General features: G+C 68.9%; 24 protein-coding genes and 1 riboswitch. Of the genes, 7 read left to right on the top strand and 17 right to left on the bottom strand.

All coding sequences use genetic code 11. From position 1 onward, the window contains the following. Positions 1-6: 6 nt before the first annotated feature. Entirely contained in the window at positions 7-1,053 is a 1,047-nt protein-coding gene (gene trpD, locus CFI00_RS15070) for an anthranilate phosphoribosyltransferase (protein ID WP_207081907.1), read from the top strand. Here the strand turns inward: trpD and CFI00_RS15065 are convergent. The 7 genes from CFI00_RS15065 to CFI00_RS15035 form a co-directional block, all read right to left on the bottom strand. Beyond that, complete coding sequence (locus CFI00_RS15065; protein WP_207081906.1) at positions 1,035-1,658, bottom strand: hypothetical protein; 624 nt, start codon at positions 1,656-1,658, stop codon at positions 1,035-1,037. The two genes, trpD and CFI00_RS15065, sit on opposite strands and share 19 nt — an antisense overlap. A gap of 393 nt (positions 1,659-2,051) precedes the next feature. Next, a protein-coding gene (locus tag CFI00_RS15060) for an IS3 family transposase (protein ID WP_242532418.1) occupies positions 2,052-3,241 on the bottom strand; the annotation gives its coding sequence in 2 pieces (ribosomal slippage) (positions 2,052-2,960 and positions 2,963-3,241; 1,188 coding nt in all). A gap of 31 nt (positions 3,242-3,272) precedes the next feature. Continuing rightward, positions 3,273-3,761: a hypothetical protein gene (locus tag CFI00_RS15055; RefSeq protein WP_207081905.1), complete on the bottom strand. Its 489-nt coding sequence runs from the start codon at positions 3,759-3,761 to the stop codon at positions 3,273-3,275. A gap of 158 nt (positions 3,762-3,919) precedes the next feature. Beyond that, on the bottom strand, positions 3,920-4,879 hold the full coding sequence (locus tag CFI00_RS15050) for an IS481 family transposase (RefSeq protein WP_207085551.1): 960 nt from the start codon (positions 4,877-4,879) through the stop codon (positions 3,920-3,922). Positions 4,880-4,942: 63 nt separating this feature from the next. Continuing rightward, the gene (locus tag CFI00_RS15045) at positions 4,943-6,247 is read right to left on the bottom strand and encodes a hypothetical protein (RefSeq protein WP_207081904.1); all 1,305 of its coding nucleotides are present in this window, start codon (positions 6,245-6,247) and stop codon (positions 4,943-4,945) included. Between the two features lie 192 nt (positions 6,248-6,439). Further along, on the bottom strand, positions 6,440-6,718 hold the full coding sequence (locus tag CFI00_RS15040; RefSeq protein WP_207081903.1) for an Lrp/AsnC ligand binding domain-containing protein: 279 nt from the start codon (positions 6,716-6,718) through the stop codon (positions 6,440-6,442). Between the two features lie 9 nt (positions 6,719-6,727). Further along, a complete protein-coding gene (locus CFI00_RS15035) occupies positions 6,728-8,518 on the bottom strand; it encodes a DEDD exonuclease domain-containing protein (protein ID WP_207081902.1) in 1,791 nt (596 codons plus the stop codon). A 115-nt stretch (positions 8,519-8,633) separates the two neighbouring features. On the opposite strand from CFI00_RS15035, the gene CFI00_RS15030 reads away from it, so the two are divergent. From CFI00_RS15030 to CFI00_RS15005, 6 genes are all read left to right on the top strand, one after another. Next, the gene (locus CFI00_RS15030) at positions 8,634-8,921 is read left to right on the top strand and encodes a hypothetical protein (RefSeq protein ID WP_207081901.1); all 288 of its coding nucleotides are present in this window, start codon (positions 8,634-8,636) and stop codon (positions 8,919-8,921) included. A 10-nt stretch (positions 8,922-8,931) separates the two neighbouring features. Then, a complete protein-coding gene (locus CFI00_RS15025) occupies positions 8,932-10,170 on the top strand; it encodes an NYN domain-containing protein (RefSeq protein ID WP_207081900.1) in 1,239 nt (412 codons plus the stop codon). After that, a complete protein-coding gene (locus CFI00_RS15020; protein ID WP_207081899.1) occupies positions 10,167-11,552 on the top strand; it encodes a hypothetical protein in 1,386 nt (461 codons plus the stop codon). Before CFI00_RS15025 ends, CFI00_RS15020 begins: the two co-directional genes overlap by 4 nt. 80 nt (positions 11,553-11,632) lie before the next feature. Continuing rightward, the gene (locus tag CFI00_RS15015; protein WP_207081898.1) at positions 11,633-11,839 is read left to right on the top strand and encodes a hypothetical protein; all 207 of its coding nucleotides are present in this window, start codon (positions 11,633-11,635) and stop codon (positions 11,837-11,839) included. A gap of 106 nt (positions 11,840-11,945) precedes the next feature. Further along, positions 11,946-12,106, top strand: a riboswitch (cyclic di-AMP (ydaO/yuaA leader). Positions 12,107-12,134: 28 nt separating this feature from the next. Continuing rightward, positions 12,135-13,124 carry a C40 family peptidase gene (locus CFI00_RS15010; protein ID WP_207081897.1) on the top strand — a complete coding sequence of 330 codons (990 nt, stop codon included), beginning with the start codon at positions 12,135-12,137 and terminating at the stop codon, positions 13,122-13,124. Positions 13,125-13,185: 61 nt separating this feature from the next. After that, positions 13,186-14,364 carry a hypothetical protein gene (locus tag CFI00_RS15005; RefSeq protein ID WP_207081896.1) on the top strand — a complete coding sequence of 393 codons (1,179 nt, stop codon included), beginning with the start codon at positions 13,186-13,188 and terminating at the stop codon, positions 14,362-14,364. Positions 14,365-14,801: 437 nt separating this feature from the next. On the opposite strand, the gene CFI00_RS15000 is transcribed toward CFI00_RS15005, so the two are convergent. The 10 genes from CFI00_RS15000 to CFI00_RS14955 form a co-directional block, all read right to left on the bottom strand. Beyond that, the gene (locus CFI00_RS15000) at positions 14,802-14,972 is read right to left on the bottom strand and encodes a Flp family type IVb pilin (protein ID WP_207081895.1); all 171 of its coding nucleotides are present in this window, start codon (positions 14,970-14,972) and stop codon (positions 14,802-14,804) included. A 306-nt stretch (positions 14,973-15,278) separates the two neighbouring features. Further along, complete coding sequence (locus tag CFI00_RS14995; RefSeq protein ID WP_207081894.1) at positions 15,279-15,452, bottom strand: Flp family type IVb pilin; 174 nt, start codon at positions 15,450-15,452, stop codon at positions 15,279-15,281. A gap of 180 nt (positions 15,453-15,632) precedes the next feature. Further along, entirely contained in the window at positions 15,633-16,280 is a 648-nt protein-coding gene (locus CFI00_RS14990) for a response regulator transcription factor (RefSeq protein WP_207081893.1), read from the bottom strand. Continuing rightward, positions 16,255-17,832, bottom strand: a complete 1,578-nt coding sequence (locus CFI00_RS14985) for a histidine kinase (RefSeq protein WP_207081892.1) — start codon at positions 17,830-17,832, stop codon at positions 16,255-16,257. The genes CFI00_RS14990 and CFI00_RS14985 overlap by 26 nt, the downstream gene beginning before the upstream one ends. A 7-nt stretch (positions 17,833-17,839) precedes the next feature. Continuing rightward, positions 17,840-18,775, bottom strand: a complete 936-nt coding sequence (locus CFI00_RS14980; RefSeq protein ID WP_207081891.1) for a type II secretion system F family protein — start codon at positions 18,773-18,775, stop codon at positions 17,840-17,842. A 1-nt stretch (position 18,776) separates the two neighbouring features. After that, entirely contained in the window at positions 18,777-20,618 is a 1,842-nt protein-coding gene (locus tag CFI00_RS14975) for a type II secretion system F family protein (protein ID WP_207081890.1), read from the bottom strand. 44 nt (positions 20,619-20,662) lie between these two features. After that, positions 20,663-22,105, bottom strand: coding sequence for a CpaF family protein (locus tag CFI00_RS14970; protein ID WP_242532417.1), 1,443 nt, complete (start codon positions 22,103-22,105; stop codon positions 20,663-20,665). Between the two features lies 1 nt (position 22,106). Further along, positions 22,107-23,366, bottom strand: coding sequence for a P-loop NTPase (locus tag CFI00_RS14965; protein ID WP_207081888.1), 1,260 nt, complete (start codon positions 23,364-23,366; stop codon positions 22,107-22,109). Next, the gene (cpaB, locus tag CFI00_RS14960; protein ID WP_207081887.1) at positions 23,363-24,145 is read right to left on the bottom strand and encodes a Flp pilus assembly protein CpaB; all 783 of its coding nucleotides are present in this window, start codon (positions 24,143-24,145) and stop codon (positions 23,363-23,365) included. The genes CFI00_RS14965 and cpaB overlap by 4 nt, the downstream gene beginning before the upstream one ends. 239 nt (positions 24,146-24,384) lie before the next feature. Further along, entirely contained in the window at positions 24,385-26,181 is a 1,797-nt protein-coding gene (locus tag CFI00_RS14955; protein ID WP_207081886.1) for an AMP-dependent synthetase/ligase, read from the bottom strand. Between the last annotated feature and the right edge of the window lie 63 nt (positions 26,182-26,244).

The raw sequence follows: 26,244 nt of genomic DNA, 5'->3' as shown, positions 1-26,244 counted from the left end.
GATCCCATGTCCCACACCTGGCCCGACGTCCTCTCCACGCTGGTCGCCGGGCGCGACCTGACGACCGAGCAGGCGCGATGGGCGATGGACGAGGTCTTCGCCGGCGCCGCCACCCCGGTGCAGCTCGCCGGGCTCGTCGTCGCGCTGCGCGCCAAGGGCGAGACGGTCGAGGAGGTCTCCGGCATCGCGGCCGCCATGCTGGCCGCCGCCAACCCGATCTCCGTGCCGGGCCGCCTGCTCGACATCGTCGGCACCGGGGGTGACCGCTCGATGTCGGTCAACATCTCCACCATGTCGGCGATCGTCGCCGCGGGCGCCGGGGCCCGGGTCGTCAAGCACGGCAACCGCTCCGCGTCGTCGCAGTCCGGCTCCGCCGACGTCCTCGAGGCCCTCGGCATCCGGCTCGACCTGCCCCCGGCGCGCGTGGCCGAGGTGGCCGAGGAGGCGGGCATCACCTTCTGCTTCTCGGCGGCCTTCCACCCTGCGATGCGCCACGCAGCCGTGCCGCGTCGTGAGCTCGGCATCGCCACGACCTTCAACATCCTCGGGCCGCTGACCAACCCGGCCCGCCCACAGGCACAGGCCATCGGGTGCGCCGACGTGCGGATGGCGCCGGTCATGGCCGGGGTGCTCGCCCAGCGCGGCATCGACGCCTGGGTCTTCCGCGGCGACGACGGCCTCGACGAGCTCACCACCACCACCACGTCCACGCTCTGGCGCGTGCACGACGGTGAGGTCTCGCAGACCTCGGTCGACCCCGCCGCGCTCGGCATCCCCCGCGCCACCACCGAGGACCTTCGGGGCGGCGACGCGGCGCACAACGCGGACGTCGTACGCCGCCTGCTGGCCGGCGAGACCGGTCCGGTCCGCGACGCAGTGGTGCTCAACACCGGGGCTGCGCTGGCGGTCTACGACTCACCCGACGACGACGTCGAGAGCGCCCTCGCCGCGGGGGTGGCGAAGGCTGCAGAGGCGATCGACTCGGGCGCCGCTGAGGCCGCCCTCGAGCGCTGGGTTCGGGCGACCGGGACGCGTCAGAGCCCGAGCGTGTAGGAGTCGCCCTCGCGACGGAAGCCGACGCGGTCGTAGTAGGCGCCGACCATGCCGGGGCGGGTCACCACGCGGCGGATGCCGTGCTCGGTGAGCATGCCGCTGCGGCGCCAGACGAACTCGCCGGGGGAGAAGTCGCGGTAGCGCGGCGTCACGTAGTCGAGCAGCACGTCGGCGGTGTCGCCGGTCGTGCGCAGGAGCACCACGCCCACGGTCTCGTCGCCCTTCTGCACGAGGAACGCGTCATCCGTCGTGGCCGGGTCGTGGACGAAGCCGGGGTTGAACCTCAGGATGTCGGCGCCGTGCACCCGCAGCGTGTGGCGCAGGTACTCGTCGGCCGGACCGACCTCGAGGACCTCGAACGCCGACTCGTCGTGACGCTCACGGAGCAGCTGGACGATGAACCAGGCGTTGATGGCGACCAGGACGGTGTTCATGCCGACCATCGGCCAGACCGACAGCGCCGCGTTGAAGACGATGAGCAGGACGCAGGCGATCGCGTTGAGCACCCGGAGGCGGAGCACGCTGGCCTGGAGCAGGGAGTAGACGAGCAGGGCGCTGCCGCCCCACCCGAGGATGTCGAGCCAGTGGTCGGCGAGCCAGTTCACGGCGGGAGACTATCGCCGAGACAAGCCGTTGACTCACATGCGGCCAATGCTTCGCGTGCGGGCCACGCGTCTGGGTTCCAATTGCCCGTGTGACTGTGTTCATAGGTTCATGCCATGGCAGCTCACCTAACCCGCTGGCTGGACAGTTGAGTCCACGGGCGTGGTGTACGGCGGGCCCGTCCTGAGCGTGGCGTCCTGACACAGCGACGGCCACCGCGTGATCCTTCAGAAGACCTGCGAAAGCACAACTGAAGGAGAACCAAACGATGACCGTCGACCCCAACTCTATTGACCTACCCACGTTCATGGCCGAGCACCTCCAGCGCGCCGAACCCGACCTGCTCCGATCGAGGGTCTGCCCCGGATCTGGTTGACACTCGGGGTTTGTAGTAGTCAGGCCGCTGCTGCGGTCGCGTAGATCATCTCAAACTCGACTGGGGTGAGCTTGCCGAGGGCTCGTTGGCGACGGCGGCGGTTGTACTTGGTTTCGATCCAGGTGACGATCGCGAGCCGCAGCTCCTCGCGGGAGTCCCAGCGGCGGGTGTCGAGCACGTTCTTCTGCAACAGGGAGAAGAAGCTCTCCATGCTGGCGTTGTCCCCGGCGCCGTAAGAGCGGCCCATCGAACCGACCAGGTCGTTGTTCGCCAGCAGCCGCTGGGTCTTCTTCGCTCGAAATTGACCGCCCCTGTCGGAGTGGCAGATCGTGCCATCCGGCGAGCGCAGCGCGATCGCGTTACGCATCGCTGCCCGAGCCAGACTCGACTTCATCCGTGAGTCGATGGAGTAGCCGACGATCTTGTTGCTGAACACGTCCTTGATCGCGCAGATGTAGAGCTTCCCTTCCCGCGTGGGGTGCTCGGAGATGTCCCAGAGCCAGACCTTGTTTGGCGCGTCGGCGACGAACTCGTGCCGGACCACGCCGTGCTCGTCGACGACTGCGAGGAGGTCGTCGTGCGGCGCCGGCCCGGTCGATCCGGCCTTGGACCGCTTCTTGTGGTGGCTGGCGGTGATCCCGGCGATGCGGCAGAGCCGGTGCACGCGGTTCTCGCCGGTCTTGATGCCGTGCTCGAGTTCGAGCTCGTCGGTGAGGAACCTGTAGCCCAGGGTCGCGTCGTCCTCATGAAGGTCGTAGAGGACGTCGATAACGTGGGCGTCGTCCCAGTCCCGCTGGCACACGGGATCTTTGAGCCACTTGTAGTACCCCGCAGTCGTCAGACCCAGCATCCTGCACGCCACCGCGACCGGCACCCTGATCAGGGCACCGGCCGAGGCCATCTCATGGACGAGCGGGAAGACTATTTTCCCGGCAGGTTCGCCTGCGACAGGTAGGCGGCCGCCCTGCGGAGGACCTCATTCTCCTGCTCCAGGAGCCGGATCCGCTTGTTCGCTTCGCGCAGTTCCTTGCGGTCGTCGTCGCTCACACCGGGACGCTTGCCGTCCTCGATATCGGCGCGCTTCATCCAGTTCGCCAGCGAGCCTTCAGAGATGCCGAAGTCCTTCGCGATCTGGGACAGGGGCGCCTGGCCCTTGCGGGCCACGGCCACGACGTCGTCGCGGAACTCTTTGGGGTAGGGCTTTGCCACGGGGGACATCCTTCCGCCTGAGGCCGAAACCTCAGAGGTCAGGTGTCAACCGAACTCGGGGCAGACCCAATGACCGCGAAGCCATGCGCTCCAGGAGCAGCGCGATGGAGCCCAAACTGAACGAGAGGGCGAAGAAACCTCGCGACATGTCGTAGTTCAGGAGGTAGGCCGTCATGGTGACTGCTGCTGCAGCCCACGCAGTGCCCTTCAGGACGGCCCGGAACTCATCAGTTCCTCGCGCGAACTGACGGCGACTGTAGGAGTCGCTTGCGGCTAGGGCGCACAACCAGAATGGAACAAGCCAGCCGAAGTCGACGAAGGGCAGACCGGTGTACGAGTCGACTCCCTCCGGTGCGGACAGACTCAGCCCGAACTTGAGCTGGATGGCGGCAATGACCGCGGCCGAGATCACGACTCCGTCCGCAACGGCTACGGCTGCTATCACGTGACCGATCCGGAGGCGCGGGGGGTTCGCAGGCATGTTTGCCGCGTGGGGCTGCATGGCAACGGCAGTGCTCACGGGACCTCCCCCATCTGTTGCGCGGCCACGGACCTGATGGAAGAGCCTATGGCTGGTGGATGTGGATCGACATCGGTCGTTACGATGGAACCTCCGTCCGAGAGGACTACGCCGATCGCCACCTGAACTAGTCCGTTCGAACTAGTTGTACCCGGCCATCAGGTTGGTAGCAGCCGGCTGACCGGTGGCTTGCCTCCGAGTGCGCTGTGGCGGCGTTCAGTGTTGTAGTGCTCGAGCCATGGCGCAAGGGCGGCTGCTCGTTCGTCGTTGGTGAGGAAGATCTGTCGGTAGGCCCATTCGGTGGCCAGGGTGCGGTTGAGTCGCTCGACCTTGCCGTTCTGCCAGGGGCAGTGGGGCCTGATGAACTTCTGGACGATGCTGTGCTCGGCACACATTTCGCGTAGCGACCACCGATAGGCCCAGGCGTTGTCGGTCATCAGCCGCTCGATTCGGGTGATGCCGTGGGCAGCGAAGTAGTCGATCGCACGACCGAGGAATGCCGCGCACGTTGTGCCCTTCTCGTCGGGCAGGATCTCTGAGTAGGCCAGCCGGGAGTGGTCGTCGACGAGCGAGTGCACGTAGTCGTAGCCGATCTTGACCTTGCGGTCATGGTTGCCGTTCGCCCGCCCGTGGGCCCGCCAGCCGCCGCCGTCGGGAATCTTGCCGAGCTTCTTGACGTCCATGTGGACCAGCTCGCCGGGGCGTTCGCGCTCGTAACGGACCGCAGTCTGTTTCGAGGACCGGATCACCTCACCGGTCATCGGGTCACACTCACGCAGGTAGGGCACGTCGTGGCGGCGCAGGATCCGCGACACCGTCCGCGCGGGCACCCCAACCTTCGCGCTGAGCACGTCGGGACCGTCGCGATGCTCGGCGCGGGCAGCCAGGACCTTCTGCTCGACCTCGTCGCTGGTCTTGGTGGGCATCGTGTGCGGGCGCGAGGACCGCGTGAGCAGACCGGCTTCGCCTTCGGCGTCGTAGCGATCGATCCACTTCTTCACACACCTGCGAGACACGCCCATCGCCGCGGCGATGTGGGCCTGGGGCATGCCGTCGTCATGGCGCTGAACGATCAGCCGACGACCGTGGACAGTCAAACGGGCATTACCGTGGGACACGAGAACCTCCGGGTTGGAGTGGGCCTTAGACAAGCCACATCCCATCCGGGGGTTCTCGTTCGTTCAACCAGGCTCGCCGCTACCAACGTCCTGGCCGGGTACAACTAGACGGTCTTCTGCGTCGGCCTCTTGCGGCACGGCGCGGAGGGAGAAATCGCGCCACGCCAGGCCGACGACCGTCACCAGAGCCGCCACGAGGAGCGCTATGACGCCCAGCGCTGGCGCCAGCTCGACTCCGACGAGGAAGGCATTGTCGGTCCAGCCGTAGCTGACCGCGGGCGCCGGCCCCTCAAGCACAGCGCCGAGGCCGATCACCGCCACTTGGAGCCCCACGAGGGGAACGACCGCAGCGCGGGCGAAAGCTTTCATCCGGTGCGCGGATAGGAGATATGCCGGCGCCACTGCGGCGAGGAGCTCGAGCCCGAGGCGGTAGGCGTAGTGGGCGCCGCCGCCCGTGTAGTGGTTCAGCTGGCCTTGGAGCAGCATGTAGGGGATCGCCCCGAGCGCGAGCCAGCGCGACCAGTCCGGCAGGTCCCGCCAGTTCCTGACCACGGCCGGCAGCAGCAGGAGCAGCGCGGGCGTCCAGACCAGAACGCCCTTGTCGGGTGACACCCAGAGACCTAGCTGGCTGAGGAGCGGGGACGGCGGGTCCGGGTATCGCTCGCCGCCGACGATGCCCTGGGTCGTCATGTTGTAGCCCACGCCCGGGAGCCACGTGCCGTATACCCAGTAGGTCCAGGCACAGGCCGCCGCCAGGAAAGTGGCACTCGGAATGCCCACCTTGACCGCGATCCCTGGGTGCTTGCGCGCGAGTGCGACCCCGACGCCTAGGACGGCCACGATCAGTGCGACGTGCAAACGGCCGCAGAGCGCGATCCCACCGAAGACTCCGACGAGCCACCACCGCTCACGCGAGGCGGCCCAGGCCATCCCCATGATGCCGAACACCGTCAGCGTGTGGGTCCACATGGCGTTCGCGGCGACCGACCACATCGGGGTGCCGAGAGCCACCACCACCGCTCCGGCAATGGCCCAAGGAGCGTCGATGCGTCGTCTCAGCGCCAGAAACAGCAGCACGATCGCCCCTGAACTGATCAGTGCCGCAGTGACAGCCTCCGGAGCCAGCGAGAAGTCGTCGGGCTCGGAGCCACCCCTTGCGACCCAGTACGCGGGCACTGCGGCAGCCACCACGCCCGGTAGTCGCAGGGACACCCGGTGCCCGTTCGGTGCCTCGCCGATGAAGACCGTCTGGTCGGGCAGGCTTCCGTAGCCCTCGATCCGGCCGGTGTCGAAGCCGTCGAGCCACGGCTCCCCGGTCTGCGCGATGCGCCACGCGGCCAAGGAGGACGAGTACACGTCGACGCTCACCTTCGAAGACGTCTGCACGGTCAGGCCGTAGACCAAGAACATCGAACAGAACAGCGCGACTGGCACTGCCCAGCGAGCGCTGTGGGATGACCTGCGTCTGGGACGAGGACCTGGCTCGAAGCTCATGTCCGCGATTATGTGCGAATCGCCGTCCCGCGATGTCGAAACCGCGATGTCGGCGTGCAGGTGGTGTCAGTCGAGACCGATCGCGAAGGCAGACTCGAGGTCGTGCCTGGAGTAGGCGCGGAACGCGATGTGGGTCTCGGTCGACGATACACCCGGGACCTTGTTGAGCTGGTCGGCAACCACGGCCGCGACCGCTTCGTGCTCCTTCACCCGCACCAGGGCGATGAGGTCGATCTGTCCCGTCACGGAATAGACCTCGCTGACTCCGTCGATGGCGGCGATGGCCTCCGCGACCTCGGGGATCGAGGCGACGTCAGCCTTGACGAAAACGATGGCGGTGATCATGGCCTGACCCTAGCGAGTCGGCCGGTGCACGGGGCGGACCAATCCCTGCTCGTCGAAGGGAACCAACGACAGTCGCGACTGGTGCGCGGCGTCGTAGAGCGCGAGGTGGCGCGCCGCGCCACCGAGCGGGCACACCCACTCGCCCTCGACGTCGACGAGCCGGACGCCCGGTGACTCAAGCCAGCGCAGGATCTTCTCCGACTCCTCGGCCGTCGCGGCCGGCACGGGTCCGGGAGCGCCGCTGACGGTCTCCGCGCTGGCGGTGAGCTCGCGGACGTATCGGTGGGCGTCGGCACCGGACGGGATCACGCCCGCGGCGGCAAGCCGGCCGTGTCGCACGACGTGGACCGACCAGCGGCCGCTGTCCTCGCGGCGGGCGGCGATGATCTCCGGGCACCGGGTCAGCGCCGACAGCCGCTGGGTGCGGGCCGCGGCGCGGACGAAGGTGGCGAGGCGGTCGCGGTGCACCCCCGCCTCCTCAAACCGCTCGTGCTCGGCGAGAGCGCTCATCCGGGCGTTGATCGTCTCGACGACGTCCTGCGGGCTGCGCAGCAGCGTATCGCGCAGCTGACGCACCACGGCGGCGTAGGTCGTCTCGTCGGTCGAGCCGTCGCAGGGGGAGAGGCACCGTCCCATCTCGGCCAGCACGCACGCCGTCCCGGTCGGGACGCGCGGCATCCGCCCGCTGCACTGCCGGACGGGAAACGTCTCGTGCAGCGCAGCGAGGCACTTCTCGGCCGTCTTCTTCGAGGAGAACGGGCCGAGGTAGTCGGCGTCGTCGTCGAGCACCGTGCGCACCAGCGAGAGGCGCGGCCACGCCTCGCGAGTCAGCTTGAGGAAGTGGACCTTCTCGGGGAAGCGCGAACGGCGGTTGTACTTCGGCTTGTGCTCGGCGATCAGGCGCAGTTCGCGGACCTCGGCCTCGAGCGGCGTCGCGCACTCGATGCCCGTGACGGTGGTCGCCAGGCCGACCATCTCGCCCATCCGGGTGCGCGTCTCGGAGGCCGTGAAGTAGGTGCGGACGCGGGTGCGCAGGTCGCGCGAGGTGCCGACGTAGAGGACCCGGGAGCGGTCGTCGCGGAAGAGGTAGACCCCTGGGGCGTGGGGGAGCCCCTCGGCGAGGTGGCGCTTGCGCCGCTGGGCGGTGCTGACGCGGGAGGAGAAGGTCTGCAGCTCCTCGAGCGTGTGCACGCCGAGGCCGCCGAGCCGCTCCATCAGGCCGTGGAGCACCTCGACCGTGGCCCGGGCGTCGGAGAGCGCGCGGTGGTTGGGCGTCGTCGAGGAACCGAACAGCGTGGCCAGCGAGGACAGCTTGCAGTTCGGTGCGTCGTCGCGGGTGATCACGCGACGGGCGAGCTTCGCGGTGTCGAGGACCTCGAGCTTCGGCCACGGCCGCCCCTGCTGACGGGCGAAGTGCTGGAGGAAGCCGACGTCGAAGGGGGCATTGTGGGCCACCAGGACACAGCCGGCGGCGAACTCCAGGAACGCCGGCAGCGCCGACTCGATGGGGGGCGCGTCATGGACCATGGAGTTGCTGATCCCGGTCAGCACCGCGATGAACGCAGGGATCTCGGCGTGGGGGTTGACCAGCGTCTGGAACTCCCCGATCACCTCGCCCCCGCGCACCTTGACCGCACCGATCTCGGTGATCATCGAGCCCGCGGCGGCCGATCCTCCGGTCGTCTCCAGGTCGACTACGCAGAACGTGAGATCACGCAGGGGGCGCCCCAGTTCGTCGAAGCTGCGCTGCGCCTCCCAGTGGGACGTCTCCCGCGTCGGGCGGTGGGCGGTGGTGCTCATGGACGTCGACGCTAGACGTGGGTTCCGACAATGGCGTGACGGCGCGCGCACTACGCTGACCGCGCCCCACCGTTCAGTCATGCCGACGCAGGACCCACCCAGAGGAGCACCCCCCGTGGCCGACCAGACCGCCGACCTCCGCGTACCCGCCGACGGCGAGCGGTGGCGCTGCGCCGGCTGCGGCAACCTGACCCGGTTCGACGTGACGCGCACCCGCCGCACGACCGAGTACTGGCACTTCGACCTCGCCGGTGAGCACCAGGTCGAGGAGGAGACCGTCCGCTCCGAGGACGTCGAGGCGGTCTCGTGCCGCTGGTGCGGCCGCTCCGACGCGATCGAGGTGGTCGACCGGGCTTCGGCCGACACCACGGCCGACCCCGCTTCCGATTCCGCCGCCGGCTGACGGGTCGTCCGTGACCGACCCGGCGTCGCTGCCCGAGCGGCTCCGCCTGCGCGTGGTCGCGCTGGTGTCCGCCGTGCTGCCGTCGGTGGCGCCGGTGCCCCCTGCGTTGCGCAAGATCGCCGGCTTCGCACCCGCGCGCCGTGCCCGGCTGGGCGGGAGCGCCATCTGGACCGCGCTCGCCGACGACGACTTCCGCCACCACGCCGCGGTTCAGGTGGCTGCGCTGCCGGTCGCGGACGACGATGCCCTCGAGGCAGCCGCGCGCGCCTGGCTGAGCCGCGACGACGGCTGGGAGGCGGTCGTCGCGGACGCCTCCGCGGCGCTCTCGGGCGACGAGGCACGCGACGACCAGGACCGCGCCGAGCTCGGTCGGCTCACCGCGCAGGTGGCCGCGCTCCAGGCCGAGCTGGGCACGCTCCGGTCGCAGCACCGCGAGGAGCTCGACCGCGCCAAGGCCGACCACAAGGTGCTGCGCCAGCGGCTGGGGGAGGCCCGCAGCGTGCTGCGGTCCGCGCAGGAGGAGCGCGACGCCGCGTACGCCGAGCGCGACGAGGCCGTGGCGGCAGCAAGGACGGCGACCGCGGCCGCCGAGGCCGACGTACGCCGCCTGCGGTCCCAGCTCGACGAGGCGGAGGCCGCAGTGGCGGCAGGCCGCCGGGACACGCGCACCGAGCGCGACGCCGCCAGCATCCGTGCCCGCCTGCTCCTCGACGCCGTGGTGGAGTCGGCCACCGGCCTGCGCCGCGAGCTCGGCCTGCCTGCTGTGGTCGGCGCGCCCGGCGACGCCGTCGAGGCAGGGCTGGCGGGCGTGGAGTCCGCCCCGACTTCGAGCGCCCCGGCCACGGCCGCCTCGCTCGAGCAGCTGCTCAGCCTGCCGCGTGCCCGGCTGCTCGTCGACGGCTACAACGTCACCAAGGCCGCCTGGCCCACCGCGAGCCTCGAGGCCCAGCGCAGCCGCCTGGTCGCGGCCCTGGGCCCCGTCGTCGCCCGGTCCGGGGCCGAGACGACGGTCGTCTTCGACGCCGCCGAGTCGAGCGCGCGAACCGTCATGCCGGCACCACGTGGCGTCCGGGTGGTCTTCAGTCCTGAGGGCGTCATCGCCGACGACGTGATCCGCCAGCTGGTCGCGGCCGAGCCGCGTGGCCGGGTGGTCGTCGTGGTGAGCGACGACCAGGCGGTGGTGCGCGACGTCGCGAGGGCCGGGGCCCGTGCGGTCCCGACCGCGTCGCTGCTGGGCGTGCTGGCGTGACGCGTCGCACCAGCGTCATGTGGGCGGGACTGGTCACGTGGCGTTGGTCCGTCGTGGCCGTGGTCGCGTCGGTGAGCCTGGTCGCCCTGTTCGTGCGCGTCGGGGCCGACTGGGACTGGCTCGTCGCGATGGGCAATCACGTCCGCTCCACGCGGACCGTGCCGGACGAGGTCCCCTTCGCCGTCGCCGAGACGAGCGGATGGCACAACGTGCCGGTGCTGGCCGAGGTCACTGCCTCGCTGCTGCGCGATGGCGGGGAGAGGGTTCCGGTCCTGGCCCACCTGGCTGCCGTGACGGCGACGCTGGTGGTGCTGGCACGGTCCGCACGAGCCCGTGGCGGTAGCGATGCCTACGTGGCCTGTGCCGTGGCACTGCTCTGCCTCGGCGGGTTGGCCACCTTCGGGGTGCTCCGGGCGCAGACGCTGTCCTTCGTGCCCTTCGCGCTCATGGTGGCGCTGGTGTGCAGCCAGGCCCGGCATCCAGACCGTCGGATCTGGTGGGCGGTGCCGCTCGTCGTGCTGTGGGGCAACCTCCACGGTGCCGCCCTTCTCGGGGTGTGTGTCCTCGGCGCCTACCTCCTCGTCCAGCGCACGCGTACGCACCTCGTTGAGAGCGTGGGCGTCGGCGTGGCGAGCCTGCTCGCCCTCTGCCTCACCCCGCAGCTGTGGATGACCCCGTTCTACTACGCGGAGGTCTTCGACAACGTCTCGGCCCAGCGTGGCGAGGGCCTGTGGGCCCGGCCCAGCCTGACGATGCCTTTCGACGTAATGATGGTGGTGGGGGCCGGGATCCTGCTCGTCGTCCTGCTCCGCTCGCGCCGCACTGCATGGGAGTACGTCGCCGTGCTGGGGTTGTGTGTGACCACGGCGAGCGCGGCCCGGCACGGGGTGTGGTTGCTGTGCCTGTTGGTCGTCCTGGCAGCGAGGCCGTCGGAGCTCCGTGGTGAAGGGGCCGCCCGCGAGAACCCGCTGCTGCCGGCGGGACGGCCCGCCGTTGTGGTCGCAGCGATCACGCTCTTGGTGGCGCTCCCGATCGCGCTCAGCCGCGGCGAGAACGTGCTGGGGCAACCGTCGGCGGTCGTGCGCCAGGTCGCGGCACAGGTCGGGGAGGAGGTTGCGCTGGTCCCGGCACCATTGTCGGAGGCGCTCGCTGTGGAGGACGTGCGTCTGTGGGCGTCGAACCCGCTGGACGCCTTCACCCATCGCGACCAGGCCGCCTATCTCGACTTCCTCGACGGGCGCCCGGGGGGCTTGGTGGCCGTGGCCGCCGTCGACGTCGTGGTGGCACGTGAAGGCTCGGCGCAGGCTGCCCTGGTCGAGGAAGACGAGGAGTTCGAGTCCCGGCCGTGCGGGGACGACTGGATCTGCTTCGTGCGGCGCTGAGCGTCGTCCTCGCTGCGGCGACACACCGAGGACGACACGCCGTAGACCCGTTGTCGGTGGTCCCTGTCACCGTTCGGGACATGACGACACGGATCGATTGCGACACCTGCGTGGTGCGCGGACTGCACTGCCACGACTGCGTGGTGACGGTGCTGCTGGGCCCGCCACCGGAGCTGACCATCGACGACGACGAGAGGGCGGCGCTCGACGCGCTGGCCACGGGCGGACTGGTGCCGCCGCTGAGGCTCGTGGAGCCCGTCCCGGGCCCGGTCGTGGAATCGGCCTGAGACACATCTCGAGAAGTTGTCGCGAAGATTGGCGGGGCCTGCACCTCCGGTCTAGGGTGTGGGCTGACGTCCGTGGCAGTGGGTCACCAGGCCCGCGCGGGCGTCGCGCCGAATTGTCGACCACACCCCCGCACCACCCGTGGTCGACGAGCCGGGGAACCAACCTTCCCCCTGGGGTGAATCCCTTGTGAGGCGCACTGCGCGAGCGGTGCGTGGAGCAGGGGTAGGACACGTCGTGCCGAACCCGTCAGCTCACCCGGTAGGCGTACGACACCCTGAGGGAGTACCCCCGCTCGTGGCTCACACCCGCAAGCGAGCTGGCGCGACCGTTCTCGGCCTGACCGCGATCGCCGCCATCTCATTCGTGCCCGCGACCCCCGCGCAGGCCGAACCCGACATCGAGGACGTCAAGGTCCGCGTCGACCGTCTCTACCACGAGGCCGAGGTCGCCCAGGAGCGCCTCCACGACGCGACTCTCGACCTCGCTGAACTGCGCCGTGACCTGTCTGGCCTGCGGGCCGACCAGGAGCGGCAGGACGAGCGCCTCGAGACCGTCCGTGACCAGGTGTCCGACGCGGTGGTCCGCCAGCTCGAGGGCGAGGGCATCTCGACGGTCGGCCAGATCGTCGTCTCCGAGGACCCGGGCTCCTTCCTCGACACGCTCTCCACCATGTCGTCCTTCAACGACCTCCAGTCCTCGCTGCTCTCCGACTACGACACCGAGCTGGAGGCCCTCGCCATCCGGCAGGAGGCCACCGACGCCCGCGCGGACGAGATCGCTGAGCTCACCGAGCAGCTGAGCACTGAGAAGGAGACGGTCGACGACAATCTCGCCGAGGCCAAGGAGCTGCTCGCCGACCTCGAGGCCGAGGAGCGCGAGCGCGTGCTCGCCTCGCGCGGCAGCACCACCCGGGTCCCCGCTTCCGTCCCGGCCTCGGGGCGTGCCGCCGCGGCCATCCAGTACGCCATGGCCCAGGTGGGCGATGCCTACGTCTACGGCGCGATGGGTGAGAACGCCTTCGACTGCAGCGGGCTCACCATGCGGGCGTGGGCGCAGGCCGGTGTCTCGCTGCCGCACTCCTCCAGCGCCCAGTTCAGCTCCGGTCCGCGCATCGCTGCGAGCGACCTGCAGCCCGGCGACCTGGTGTTCTACTACAGCCCGATCAGCCACGTCGGCATGTACATCGGCAACGGCATGATCGTTCACGCCGCCAACCCCGGCACCGGTGTCGCGGTCGCAGGCCTCCACTCGATGCCCTACGTCGGCGCGGTCCGTCCTGGCTGACGCACCGACCTCGAAGGCCGGTCGCCCACTCTGGTGGGCGGCCGGCCTTCTGCTGTTCGTAGTGGCCGCGGTCCTGGTCACTTTGGTGCAGGGCGGGCGCCACGACGTCGATCCTGCGCCCGTCGACGTGCCGCGGGCGAGCCCACGCGACGCAGCCGAGGCGCTGGCGAGCTTCGTGGACGGTGTCGCGTCCCGGGACGCCGATGTGCTGGCCTCGCTTGCGCCTGCCGGGGACGCCGTCGTCGGTGAGAGGTTCGCGGGGATCGCCGACACAGCAGCCGACCTCGACCTGCGCGCGCTCTCCGCGCGCTACGTCGACCAGGTCGGGACAGTCGCGAGCGACGGGACGTGGTCGGGGACCGTCGACCTCACCTGGCAGGTCGCGCGTCTCGATGCTGCGCCCGCTCGGGCCGAGGTGGTCGTCACCTTCGTCCCGGACGACGACGGGCTGGCGATCGCCGACTTCAGCGCCGGCGGTACCGCCCGGGTGCCGCTGTGGCTTCGCGGTCGTCTGTCCGTGGCGACCGCCCGTGGGGTGCTGGTCATGGTGGACGGCACCCCGTCCGAGGCGAAGGCGGTGGTGCGGCGGGTGGAGCGCGGCATCGACGTCGTACGTCGCGTGCTGCCCGAACGCATCGGTCCGGTGGTGGTCGAGGTCCCCGCCAGTGCGGGTGACCTCGACGACACGCTCGGCGTGCAGCCCGGGACCTACGCCGGCATCGCCGCCGTCACGGCACCGGTCGGCAGCACGGCGGAGCAGGACGCGCCGGTGCACGTCTTCTTGAACCCCGACGTCACCTCGCGCCTCCGTCGCGCGGGCGCACAGGTCGTGATGAGCCACGAGCTGGTCCACGTCGCCACCGACGCGGTCCGCAGGCCCGTCGAACCGTGGCTGCTGGAGGGCTTCGCCGACTACGTCGCACTGCGTGACACGCGGCTGCCCGACCGCACGACCCTCGGGCGGGCGATCGAGGTGGCCCGGCGTAACGGCGTACCTAGGTCCCTCCCCTCGGCCAAGGACTTCGACACGCGTGCACCTGACCTCCAGGCCCGCTACGAGGAAGCCTGGCTCGCCTGTCGGATCATCGCAGAGCGGCTGGGGGAACGGCGGCTGGTCGGGATCTACAAGCGCGTCGACGCGGATTCTGAGCTCGCTGTCGAACTGCGCAGCGCGGGCGTGACCGGACTGGCGTTGCTACGCGCGTGGCAAGCGCGTCTTCACGACTTGGCGGGGACGTAGGAACCCAACCACCGCATCGGGACCCCGAATTTGTGATCGCAACAGGGCGACCGTTGACCGGGTCGCCCTCAGCAACTCGTCGACGTTCGGTGCTGTGGCTGTTGGCGGATCGACGCACCGGCATCGCTTACGCGCTGATGATCGCCTCAACGCCCACCCTGCGGGAACCACTGCGCCGCTGTGACTCGTTCGACCTCAGGGCCAGATGTTGGGAAAGTTCATGAACACCGCAGCGACAGCTCGACCGAAGAACCCCACGGATGTTGCGATGACCACAGCGATGAACCCCCCCAGTAGCGCGTACTCCGTAGCGGTGGCGCCGCAATCTTCACGGCTCGGCATCACAAATAGCGACATACCTTTACCCGTCCTTCCAGACGCTGGAATGAAGAGAGGCCGGTGGTGAGCGTGCGACACCGGTCTCCGAGATGCAAACGTCAGATCGCGGCACCAATCTGACGGAAGAGACCGTCCAGTGCACCGCCCAGGAACTGGACGGCACCAATGATGAACACGGCGATCAGCGCAACCATGAGAGCGTACTCCACTGCGGTGGCGCCCTTCTCTTCGTCGCGACTAAGCATAAGGGTGATGAACTTGTCGAACATGGATTCCCCTTGCAGTGATAAGAATGAATTGGCGAGCCTTTCAGACCCGTCCGAGACAAGCATGTCGCCTCACGACGGTGCCGCGGGTCAGGCGATCGGCTCCAACGCGATAGTTCGTTAGGGCCACTTGCGAGTCACCTTCTCCGTTCCTGGGCAGCCCGGCGGTGACCGTGGGAAAAACTCACCAACGCCGCTCTTCGGGGAACGACGGACCGGGGCGAAGCGGGGCCAATGCGCTTGGAAGAGCAGACGTCGAGGGCCGGCGTCGATATGGACACCGGCCCTCGAAGATCTGTTTTGTGCGCGTCAGACCGCGCCACCAATCCGACGGAACAGGCCGTCGAGCGCACCGCCGAGGAACTGGACGGCGCCGATGATGAACACGGCGATGAGCGCAACCATGAGGGCGTACTCCACTGCGGTGGCGCCCTTCTCCTCGTCGCGGCCAACAAGCATGAGGGTGATGAACTTCTCGAGCATGGTGTTTCCCCTTGGTGTATGTGTGATGAGTCTCGGTTCCGAGTCCACGAGGACCCGTCGAGAGAACTCTGCCAAGTTCCGGCACTTGTTGAATCGGGTGATCGGCCTCCTCTGGATAGTCCCTTGTGACTATCTGCCGACCACCCGCGCAGGGCCGGGGGACACCACTCGGTCGCTGGCTCAGAACCGTTGCGGTGAGGTGTGGTCGAGGAGCCCGAGCCGCATGGCCGTCACCAGCGCCTGGGCGCGGTTCGCGGCGCCCAGCTTCTGGTAGATGTGGGTGATGTGGGTCTTGGCCGTCGACTCGCTCATGAAGAGCGAGCCGGCGATCTCACCGGTGCCGAGCCCGTCGGCCAGCAGCGCGAGGACCTCCGACTCGCGTCCCGACAGCCTGGGCGGCGCAGGTGAGGTTGCCCGGCGCATCACGGCCCGGCTGAGGCCGGCGCAGAGGAACGTGCGTGGGGCCACTGCCGCGTGCTTGGCAGCGCTCACCACCTCGGTGGCACGGGTGTCCTTGCCCACGAAGGCCGACGCTCCCGCCTCCATGGCGGCGAAGATCTGGTCGTCGCCCGCGTGCATGGTGAGGACCACGACGCCGGTGGTGTCGCTCTTCGCGCGGATCGCGCGCACGACGTCGAGGCCACTGCCGTCCGGCATCTGGAGGTCGGTAACGACCACGTCGGGCTGGAGGTCATCCCAGAAGGAGATGCCCCCCTCGACGCTGCCCGCCTGGCCGATCACGGTCATGTCGACGTCGCGCTCGAAGGCACGGGCGAGGCCCTGCCGGATCAGCTCGTGGTCGTCAACCAGTAGCACGGTGGTGCCCATGGGCGTTGTCTCCTTCGGGGGGAGCGGTCGTCGGCGACCGCAGGCTGACGACGGTTCCGCCGTCGTGGCGGGGGGTGACCGCGAGCTGGGCGCCGACAGTGGCAGCACGCTCCCGCATCGTCTGGAGTCCCCAGTGGTGATCGCGGGGCTCGGCGTTGCCGATCCCATCGTCCGCGACCTCGAGCCGCAGTGACGATCCGTCGGAGTCGAGGGTGACCCAGAGGTTCTCGGCGCGGGCGTGCTTGCGGACGTTGCCGATGGCCTCCTGCGCCACCCGCAGCACCTCGGTGGCGGTCCGGGGAGGCAGAGGGGGGCCGGACTCGGCCAGCGAGAGGTGGACCCGGAGGCCGGTCGCATGGCTGACCTCGCGCGCGTAGTCGGCCAACGGGCTAGACAGGCGGCCGTCAGTGACCTCGTGGCGCAGGTCGAAGATGGAGAAGCGGATCTCCGAGACGAGTCGGGTGATCTCCTCGCGCAGCTCCGAGGCCAGCGCCCTGGTCTGCTCGTGGTCGCTCATGGACTCGATCTCGTCAACGATGTAGCCCAGGCCCACGATCTCCTGGGCGACCCCGTCGTGCATCTCGCGCGCGATCCTGGTGCGCTCCTCGGAGGTGGCCAGGACGCGGATGTCGTCGAAGAGAATCGCCGTGTCGAGTCGTAGGGCGAACTCGTCGGCGACCTCGAGTGCTCGCTCGTCCAGCTCCGCCGTCCAACGAGGCACGCCGACGAGGACGCAGTAGCCCAGCACCTGCTGGGAGCCGCGTAGAGGCACCACCGCCGCGCCCGGGGTGCGCTCCCACTCCGGAAGCCCGATCTCCGTCGCCAGTCGCTCGGCGTCGTCCCCGGCGTTCAGCGAGCGGAGCGTCTCGTCGGGATCCACGACGAAGACCGTCGACCTGGCGCACCCACTGGCTCGCTGCATGGCGCTGTCGAGGTCGGAGGCGAGCGCGGCGCTGTCGAGCCCGAGGTTGCCCGAGCGTGCGAGACGGTGGATGCGTTCCATGAGCTGGTGGGCGGTGGCGTACGGCGCCTGGCGCGCCGCCATCGTGCGGGTCGAGCGCGACTGGAGGCTCGCGAGCAGCCCCACGCCCAATCCGATCGCGAGCCAGAGCACCGTCTCGCCCATCCGCCGAAGGGTGTCGGAGGCGGGATCTGTCGCGACCGTCGCCGCGACGGTCAGGACGGACACGAGGGTCACGTTGAGAGTGGTGACGAGACCGTGGCGGACCCCGGCAGCGATCGGTGGCACGGCGAGGTAGGCGCCGAGCTCGAACGTGGACTGGGTGGCGACGAGCAGGGCGGTCACCGCCACGGCCTCAGCCACGACATGCCAGTGCAGAGGGCGGTTGCGAGTCACCCACTCGACCAGCGAGGTGACCGCGGCAGTCATGACGAGCACCACCAGGATCGGGGTGGACTGGACGAAGACACCGCTGCTGAGTGCCGTGCCCGTGGCCAGGGCCAGGGCGAACACGCGCACGGCTGTCGTCGTGCGCCAGGACGTGAGCGCGGGGCTGGGCGCACTGCCGTCCTGCGGCGCGGTGGGGGTCATCAACGGGTCACATGTTCGAGAACGAGTCGGCAATCTGGATGCCGGCAGGTCCCAGGATGACGATGAAGAGGCACGGCAGGATGAACAGGACGAGGGGAATCATGATTCGGATAGGCACCTGCTGCGCTTTTTCCTCGGCCCGTTGACGGCGCTTGGTGCGCATTTCCTGGCTTTGGATGCGCAGGACTCGTGCGATCGGGATTCCGAGGCTGTCGGCCTGCACCATGGCGCTACAAAACGACTTCAGGTCTGCGAGTGACGAGCGTTCGGCCATGGCGCGCATGGCATCCGTCCGACCGACACCGAGCTGCATCTCCTGCAAGAGGCGGGTGAACTCCATGTTCAAGGGTCCGTCGCCGTTCTTGGCGACGCGACTCACGGCAGCGTCGAACCCAAGACCAGCCTCTACTGAGATGGTGAGGAGGTCCATGGCGTCCGGTAGAGCGTTGCGCATGAGTGTCTCGCGCTTTGATCCGGCGTTGTAAAGCAGCACGTTCGGCAGTACGTAGCCGAAGCCCGCGGCCAGGCCGGTCGCGATGACCACCCGGTAGAACGGCCAGCCCGTGCCCAAGAGGTATAGAAAGGAGAGCGGACCAAAGACAGCCAGACCAAGAATTTTGAGGCCCAGGATGCGATTCACGTCCCACGCTGGCGGATTACCTGCGATGTCGAGGCGGTACTGGAGCTTCACTGCGGTGTCAGCACGGACAAGTCTTCGCCCAATGCCGACGAGCCGCTCGCCGAGAGGCGCAATCACGCGCTCGGCGAACGATTGATCGATCTCCTCCTTCAGCACGGCCGGGGCTGAGTCGAGTGCCTGTACGGCAGCCACGGACCGAGCGACGCCACGCCGCTCGGCGGTCACCACTCCGATAACTGACAGAGCAAGAACAGTAGCGACACAGAGCAGGCCTGCGCCTGCCAACAACGTCATCTCGGTCATCTCAAACCTCGACCTTCGCGAGCTTGGACATGGCGAACGAGCCGACCCCCAGCAACAGAGCAGCGGCCCCGAGTAGGATGAATCCGGGCAACGTGGTGTAGAGCAGAGCAACGTAATCGGGGTTGGCGAACAGCATGTAGAGGCCGATCAGCGGTGGCAGACCGGTCAGAATGTAACCGGACAGCCGCCCCTCGGCGCTCAGCGCCTTGACCTGGCGGCGCAGATACTCTCGTTCACGAAGGGTGTCAGCCACAGTGTGCAGGATCTCAGCGAGGTTGCCGCCGACCTCGCGTTGAATCCGGATGGCCATGACGATCCAATTGAAGTCTTCGCTGTCCATGCGGAAACCGACACCTTCGAGGGCGTCGGTGATGTCGACCCCCAAGCGCTGCTCGATCAGGGCACGCCGGAGTTCACCTGCCATCGGTTCGATGCCCTCGCGGACCACGCTGTCGATGGCTTGAGGAAGGGACAAGCCGGCTTGGAGGCCACCTGCCATCAGGCCCAGCGTCTCGGCCAGCTGGCCGTTGAAACGATTCAGGCGCCGAGAGTGGCGGAACTTCAGGTAGACCCACGGCACGATGATGCCAAGGACGAGGCCGAGTCCGGCGAGGCCGGGCCCCCTCAGGACGAATCCCACGAGGGCCGACGCGACGGCGATGCCGGCGTGCAGTAGCAGCCACTCCGAGGCTGTCAGCGCGGATCCGGCGCCCGCGAGGCGCTGGGAGATCCGGGACTCGAGGTCCGCGGAGACGACCTTGTCGGTGAGCGCTACCGCCGACCCCTTGAGGTCCGCCGTTGTGTCCGATTTCCGCTTCCCGCTCTTGCCGTCACCGCCGAAGTACGCGTCGAGGCGTCGGTCGGCGGACGACTTGTTCGGTCCTGCGAGGACGACGGCCAAGATGCCAGCGAAGCCGAGGCCGAGCGCGACGGCGCCCATCAGCATGCCTGGTGTGCCCACGAGCGAGCGGCCTGACGACACAAGGTCAGGGGCGGCGGGTGCCGCACCGATCGAGATGAAGGCGGAGTCCGTGTACGTCGCCTCGGCAGTGTCGACGCTCACGCCGAGGTTGACCTCGCTCGACGCGTCCTCGGGGCGGTCGAAGGCGACCAGCAGCTGCTTGGCCAGCGCGTCGGCCTGCGCGGAGAACACTGACGAGAGGGCGTCCTGCTCGGCTGGGATCACCTGACCGCCCGTGTCCTCGGCCAGCTCCAACATGGTCTCGGCGTTCTTGGGGTTCGCGAGCGACACGACGTCGACGACCACGCCGACGTCGGTGGCGTCGTTGCTGACCACGTCGAGCGTCGTCGAACTGCTGGTGTCACCGCCGTCGGAAAGCACGAGGAGCGAGCGCGAGCCTTCCGCGCCGACCAAGTCGAGACCCTCGGCGATGCCGTCGTAGACGGCTGTGCCCTTCCGGAGCTCGATGCTGGTGAGGGCAGCCTGCACGGAGGCGTGGTCGGTGGTGGGCTGCACCACCGTGCCGATGTCGCCGGCAAAGGCGACAAGTCCGATCCGGATGTCGTCGGGGGCGGATGCGAGGAAGGTGTCGACGGCGCTGGTGGCCGCGGTGAACTTGTCGCCCTGGCGCATGCTGTTGCTGGCATCGAGCACCAGCACCGTCGTCCGCTCTACGTCGCCGGCGGAGATCAGCTTGGCGGTGGACTCCACGGCCCGGCCGTCGACCTCCACGCGCACGGAGGAGGCATCGACGTCGCTGTCGCCGGGGATGCCGTCGACCGCGAGCACGAGCGACACCTGTCCGTCGACCGACTCGATGTGGTCGATGTTGACCTCGTCCTCCGCGTGGGCGGGAAGTGTGGTGCCGAGCGCGAGCAGCACACCGACCGCCAGGGTCGCCGCCGCTCGGGTGGTGCGTGACGACTTCATCGCAGGGTTCCGCCTGTGGCGAAGATGGCCGGGTCCACGTGCACGCCGTGGTCGGTCAGGCGCTCGAGGAAGCGGGGCCGCAGGCCCATGGACTTCAGGCCGCCCTGGAACCTGCCGTTCTCGTCCACACCCGCGGCGTAGTCGAACATGAACACGTCCTGGGTGGTGATGATGTCGCCCTCCATGCCGACGATCTCGGTGATCGCGGTGATGCGACGGGTGCCGTCCTTGAGACGGGTCTGCTGGATGATCAGGTCGACAGCGCTGGCGACCTGCTCGCGGATGGCGCGCACGGGCAGGTCCATGCCGGCCATGAGCACCATGGTCTCCAGACGGGCCAGGGCGTCACGCGGTGTGTTGGCGTGCAGGGTCGAGATCGAGCCGTCGTGGCCGGTGTTCATCGCTTGAAGCATGTCGAGCGCGGCAGCGTCACGGATCTCGCCGACGACCACCCGGTCGGGCCGCATGCGCAGGGAGTTCTTCACCAGGTCGCGGATAGTGACCGCGCCCTTGCCCTCAATGTTGGCCGGGCGCGACTCCAGGCGCAGCACGTGGTCCTGACCGAGCCGCAGCTCGGCGGCGTCCTCGATGGTGACGATGCGCTCGTCCTCGGGGATGAAGGACGAGAGCACGTTGAGCGTGGTCGTTTTTCCGGAGCCCGTTCCACCTGAGACCAGGATGTTGAGACGACCCCGCACGCAGCCCTCGAGCAGACCGGCTGACGCCGGGGTGAGCGTGCCGAAGTTGATCAGGTCGTCAACGGTGTAGGGGTCCTCGGAGAACTTGCGGATGGTGAGCTTGGAGCCGTCGAGGGCCAGCGGAGGGATGATCGCGTTGACACGGCTGCCGTCGGGCAGGCGGGCGTCGCACATCGGACTCGTCTCGTCGACGCGGCGGCCGATCTTGCTGACGATCTTGTCGATGGTGCGACGCAGGTGGGCCTCGTCGGTGAACGACGTGTCCACCCGGACGAGTTTGCCGCTGCGCTCGACGTAGATGTCCTGGTAGGAGTTGACCATGACCTCAGACAGGCTGGAGTCGCGCAGCAGCGGCTCGATGGGTCCGTAACCGAGGATGTCGTCGGCGATCTCCTGCGAGACGCGGGTGCGATCCGCGGACGACATGGGGATGTCGGCGTCGGCGATGGCCGTCTGGAGGGCCAGCCGCACCTGCTGCTCGAGCTCCGACTGCGTCATGTGGGCGTCGTACAGCTTGGGTCCGAGCGACTCCACGAGCCGTTGGTGCACGATCCGCTTCAGGTCCTGGAAGGGGTCGGACTTGGGCGAGGCTGGCTTGCGCTTGGCCCCTCCGCCCGACGGTGCCGCAGTCGCGGTAGGCACGGTGGTGGGGGCGCCCGCAACAGCGCCCGGCGCCGGTGGCTTGTCAATGGTCTCGGGGCCACGGCCGCGTGCTGCGGCCAGTCGGTCTGTCAGGCTCACGTCAGCCCCTCCTGAGGCGGAGCCGGGAGCCACTGGACTTCCGGCTGGACGGGTCGGCCGCGCCGTCGGCGGCGCCGAGGGCGTCGGTCACGTTGCGGGAGAACGCGACCAGGGCCTTGCTGTTGGGATGTCCGGGGTAGGCGCTCACGAGCGCCTCGCCCCGGTTGACGGCTGCGAGCACCTCGCGGCTCGACACGAGCGAGCAGTCCGCCTTGAGGTCCAGGGTCTTCTCGTACTCGTCGGAGGTCAGGCCGACCTTGCCGTCGGCACGGTTGAGCACGAACTTCCACGTGGCCTTGGGGAAGTTGAGCATGTCGAGCGTGCTAGTGGCGAGCTTGAGCGCCTTGAGCGACGGGATGTCGAGAGTGCCGACCAGCACGATCATGTCTGAGCGGTCGAGGGCGCACAGTGCGTTGTCGTCGAAGACCCCGGAGGTGTCGACGACCACGAAGTCGACCATCCGCCGCAGCGCGTCGAGCAGCTTGCCGATGTCGTCGACCGAGGCCTGGTCGGGGGAGTCGAGGCGCACCGGTGCAGCGACCACCGACAGGTTGTCGGAGTGATGCGTGAGGATTGTCGAGATCCCTTCGGCGTCGATGACGCCGTTGAAGCCGACGAGGTCGTTGATCGTGCGCTGGGGTGTCAGCTGGAGCATGATCGCCACGTCGCCGCTGTTGACGTCGAGGTCCACCAGGCACGTCGAGCGTCCGCTGCTGGACATCGCCACCCCGAGGTTGGTCGCGACCAGACTCTTGCCGACGCCGCCCTTGGTGGAGAACACGGTGATGACCTTGCCGCGCGGTGCGTCCGCCTCCGCCTGAGCGACGGCTGCGGCCTCCGCGACCTCCGCCGCGACCTCCGCCCGCGCCGTCTGTGCGGCCGCTTGGACCTCGTCCATCAGGGTCTGCCCGATGGCGTTGGCCACGCTGCGCGCTCGCGCCACCGCCGTGGTGATGCCGGCGAGGTCACGGGCGGCCACGACCTCGCGCATGCCGCTCCGCAAGGCCAGGGAGAGCGTGTTGCTGTCGATGTCGTTGCGCAGCAGGATCACGCCGAGGTCCGGACGGTGCACGCGGGCCCACTGCGCCAGCTCGGCTGCCGCGTCACCCGGCACCGACGGACCGATGACGACGGCGAACTCGTTGGCTGTGGTGCGGATGTGCCCGTCGAGGCCCTCCACGTCGGCGAAGGCCACCGACCCGTGGAGCATCGCCTGGAGGATCGCCCGCTGGGCGCCGTCGGGTTCGAGTACGGCGGTCACGGCTGGAGTCCGCGGAAGAGCTCGGGGTACAGGTCGCCCGGCCGGATCCCCGCGTTGTCCTCTACCTTGGACTCGTCTGTCAATAACGCGAAGGTGATGTCGGAGTTACGGTCGGCCTGGATGAGCAGTTCGGCCTCTTCCTGGGTGACCGCGAGAGTCAGGATCGTGCGCGCGACCTGCTCGGCGACTTGGTCGCCGTCCTCGGTCTTGGTGGTGGTCGACGTTACGCTCGTGGTGCCGACCCCGAGAACAGGAACGCGCGTCAGCAGGATGCGGGTGTAGTCGCCCAACGGCCTGTCCTTGCCGTCGGGAAGGAGTGCCGTGAGGTCCTGTGGTGTTGCGAAGACGGCGACCTCGTCGCCGGGGTTGACGAAGCCCGCCACGCGCTCGAAGTCGGTGAGTTCGACCGAGACTGCCATCTTGCCGTCCGGGACGACCAAGCTCTGGGTGTCACCGAGGCTGCCGAACTTCTTGGCGATGAGCTGCTCGCCGGGGTAGATCGTGCCGACGGCGACAAGGTCGGAGATCGAGGACGTGGACGAGAGGCTGCCCTCGACCAGGTCCACGAGCCGGACCTCGGACTTCTCGATCTTGCCGGCCTCTTGAGCCGCGGAGACCGACTCGCCGGTGTCGATCGTCTCGGTGGCGACGAGCACCTCGACCAGCTCCTGGTCCTTTGTGGCGCGGGCGTCGATGCCCTGGACGTAGAGCACGATCATGGCCGTGCCGGCGAGGGCGATGAGGGCGGCGACGAGGAGGAGTACTGAACGGCGAGCCATGGTGCGATCCTTCGCGGGGGTCGTGGGACCCCCACGGTCGGAGATCCCGGGCGCGCAGGTGGTTCCAGGGTCTTGCGTGAAATCGGCCCCGGTGCCTCCCAGCGATGCGAATCTAGGGGCGTCTCGCGGAGGTCGCGGGCTAAACCGCCCAAACCACCCGGACGTGGCCCATGCGCCACCCGAAATGACTATCCGGGCATGGTCATTCCCGGTCCCGACGGCTCACCGAACGGTCCGTCTCACCCGAGGTAGAGCGCCTCGATCTCCGCACGTGCCTCGCGCACCACGACGTTGCGCTTGAGCTTCAAGCTGGGCGTCAGCTGACCGCCCTCCTCGGTCCACTCGCCCGGCAGGATCGTGAACTTCCGGATCGCCTCGGCCTTCGACACCGCCTTGTTCGCCTCGTCGACGGCGTTCTGGACGGCCGCCACGAGGTCCGGGTCGTCGAGGAGGTCGCCGACGGCGCCGGACTTGCCGTGCTGCTGGGCCCAGCCCGGGAAGGTCTCCCGGTCGATCGTCACGAGGGCGCCGATGAAGGGTTGCCCGTCCCCGACGACGAGGCACTGGTCGACCAGCGCGTGCCCGCGCAGCCGGTCCTCGAGGACGGCCGGGGCGACGTTCTTGCCGCCCGCGGTCACCAGGATCTCCTTCTTGCGCCCGGTGATCCGCACGAAGCCCTCGTCGTCGACCTCGCCGACGTCACCGGTGTGGAACCAGCCCTCGCCGTCGATCGCCTCGTGCGTGGCGGCGTCGTTGCCCCAGTAGCCCGCGAACACCTGGCCACCCGTGAAGAGCAGCTCGCCGTCGTCGCCGACGCGCACGCTGGTGCCCGGGATCGGACGCCCGACGGTGCCGATCTTCTGGGCGTCGGGGAGGTTCACGGTCAGCGCGGCCGTGGTCTCCGTCAGGCCGTAGCCCTCGAGCACCGTCAGCCCGATGCCGCGATAGAAGTGGCCGAGCCGGTCGCCCAGCGGCGCTCCGCCGGAGACGGCGTACGTGCAGCTGCCGCCGAGGGCCTGCCGGAGCTTTCCGTAGACCAGCTTGTCGAAGACGGCGTGCTGGGCCCGCAGCCGCAGAGGGACCTTCGAGCCGTCGAGCGCGCGTGACCAGGCGATCGCGACGTCGGACGCGCGGTCGAAGACCTTGCCGCGGCCGTCGGCGGTCGCGCGCTGCGACGCGGTGTTGAAGACCTTCTCGAACACCCGCGGGACGGCGAGGATGAAGGTCGGGCGGAACTCGCCCAGGTCGGCGACCAGGTTCTTGATGTCGGAGCTGTGCCCGAGCCGGGCCCGGCTCTTCACCGCGCCGATCTGGATGATCCGCGCGAAGACGTGCGCCAGCGGGAGGAACAGCAGCGTGGAGGCCTCGTCGGTGTCGAAGAGGTCGGACAGCTCCTCGACTGCGACGCCCAGCTCGAACATGAAGTTCCCGTGCGTGAGCATGCAGCCCTTGGGCCGGCCCGTGGTGCCGCTCGTGTAGATGAGGGTGGCCAGGTCGCCCGGGCCTGCGGTCGTGCGCCGCTGCTCGAGGACCTCGTCGGAGATGTCTGAGCCCAGGCGCGTCAGCACGTCGACGGCGTTGTCCTGGAGCGACCAGACGTGCTGCAGCTCGGGCAGGTCGTGGGTTTGGCGTGCCTCGCGGACGCGGGCGAGGTGGTCGGGGCCCTCGGCCACGACCGCGCGGGTGCCGGAGTCATGGAGGATCCAGCCGATCTGCTCGGCCGACGACGTCTCGTAGATCGGCACCGTCACGGCGCCGGCGAACCAGATGGCGTAGTCGAGGAGGGTCCACTCGTAGCGCGTCTTCGACAGCAGCGCGACGCGGTCCCCGACCTCGACGCCCGCGGCGACGAGACCCTTGGCGACCGCGCAGACCTCGCTGTGGAACTGCTCCGCGGTGATGTCGATCCACCCGTCAGGGGTGGCGCGGCTGAAGACCGCCGTGGAGGCGGCCTCCCGGGCGTTGGTGACGACGTCGTCGGTGAGGTTCCCCGTCGTGGGGATGGAGAGGGAGAGCGGCGTGGAGAACTCACGCACGGTGGAACCTCCTGGATCGGGCGGTCGACTGCGAAGCGCAGGCTATCGCCTGAGGGATCTCGT

Origin of the sequence: Nocardioides sp. S5 (genome assembly GCF_017310035.1) — a bacterium.
GTDB lineage: Bacteria > Actinomycetota > Actinomycetes > Propionibacteriales > Nocardioidaceae > Nocardioides.
The sequence above is the reverse complement of the archived record's forward strand: the minus strand, read 5'-3'. Positions and strand labels throughout refer to the sequence as shown.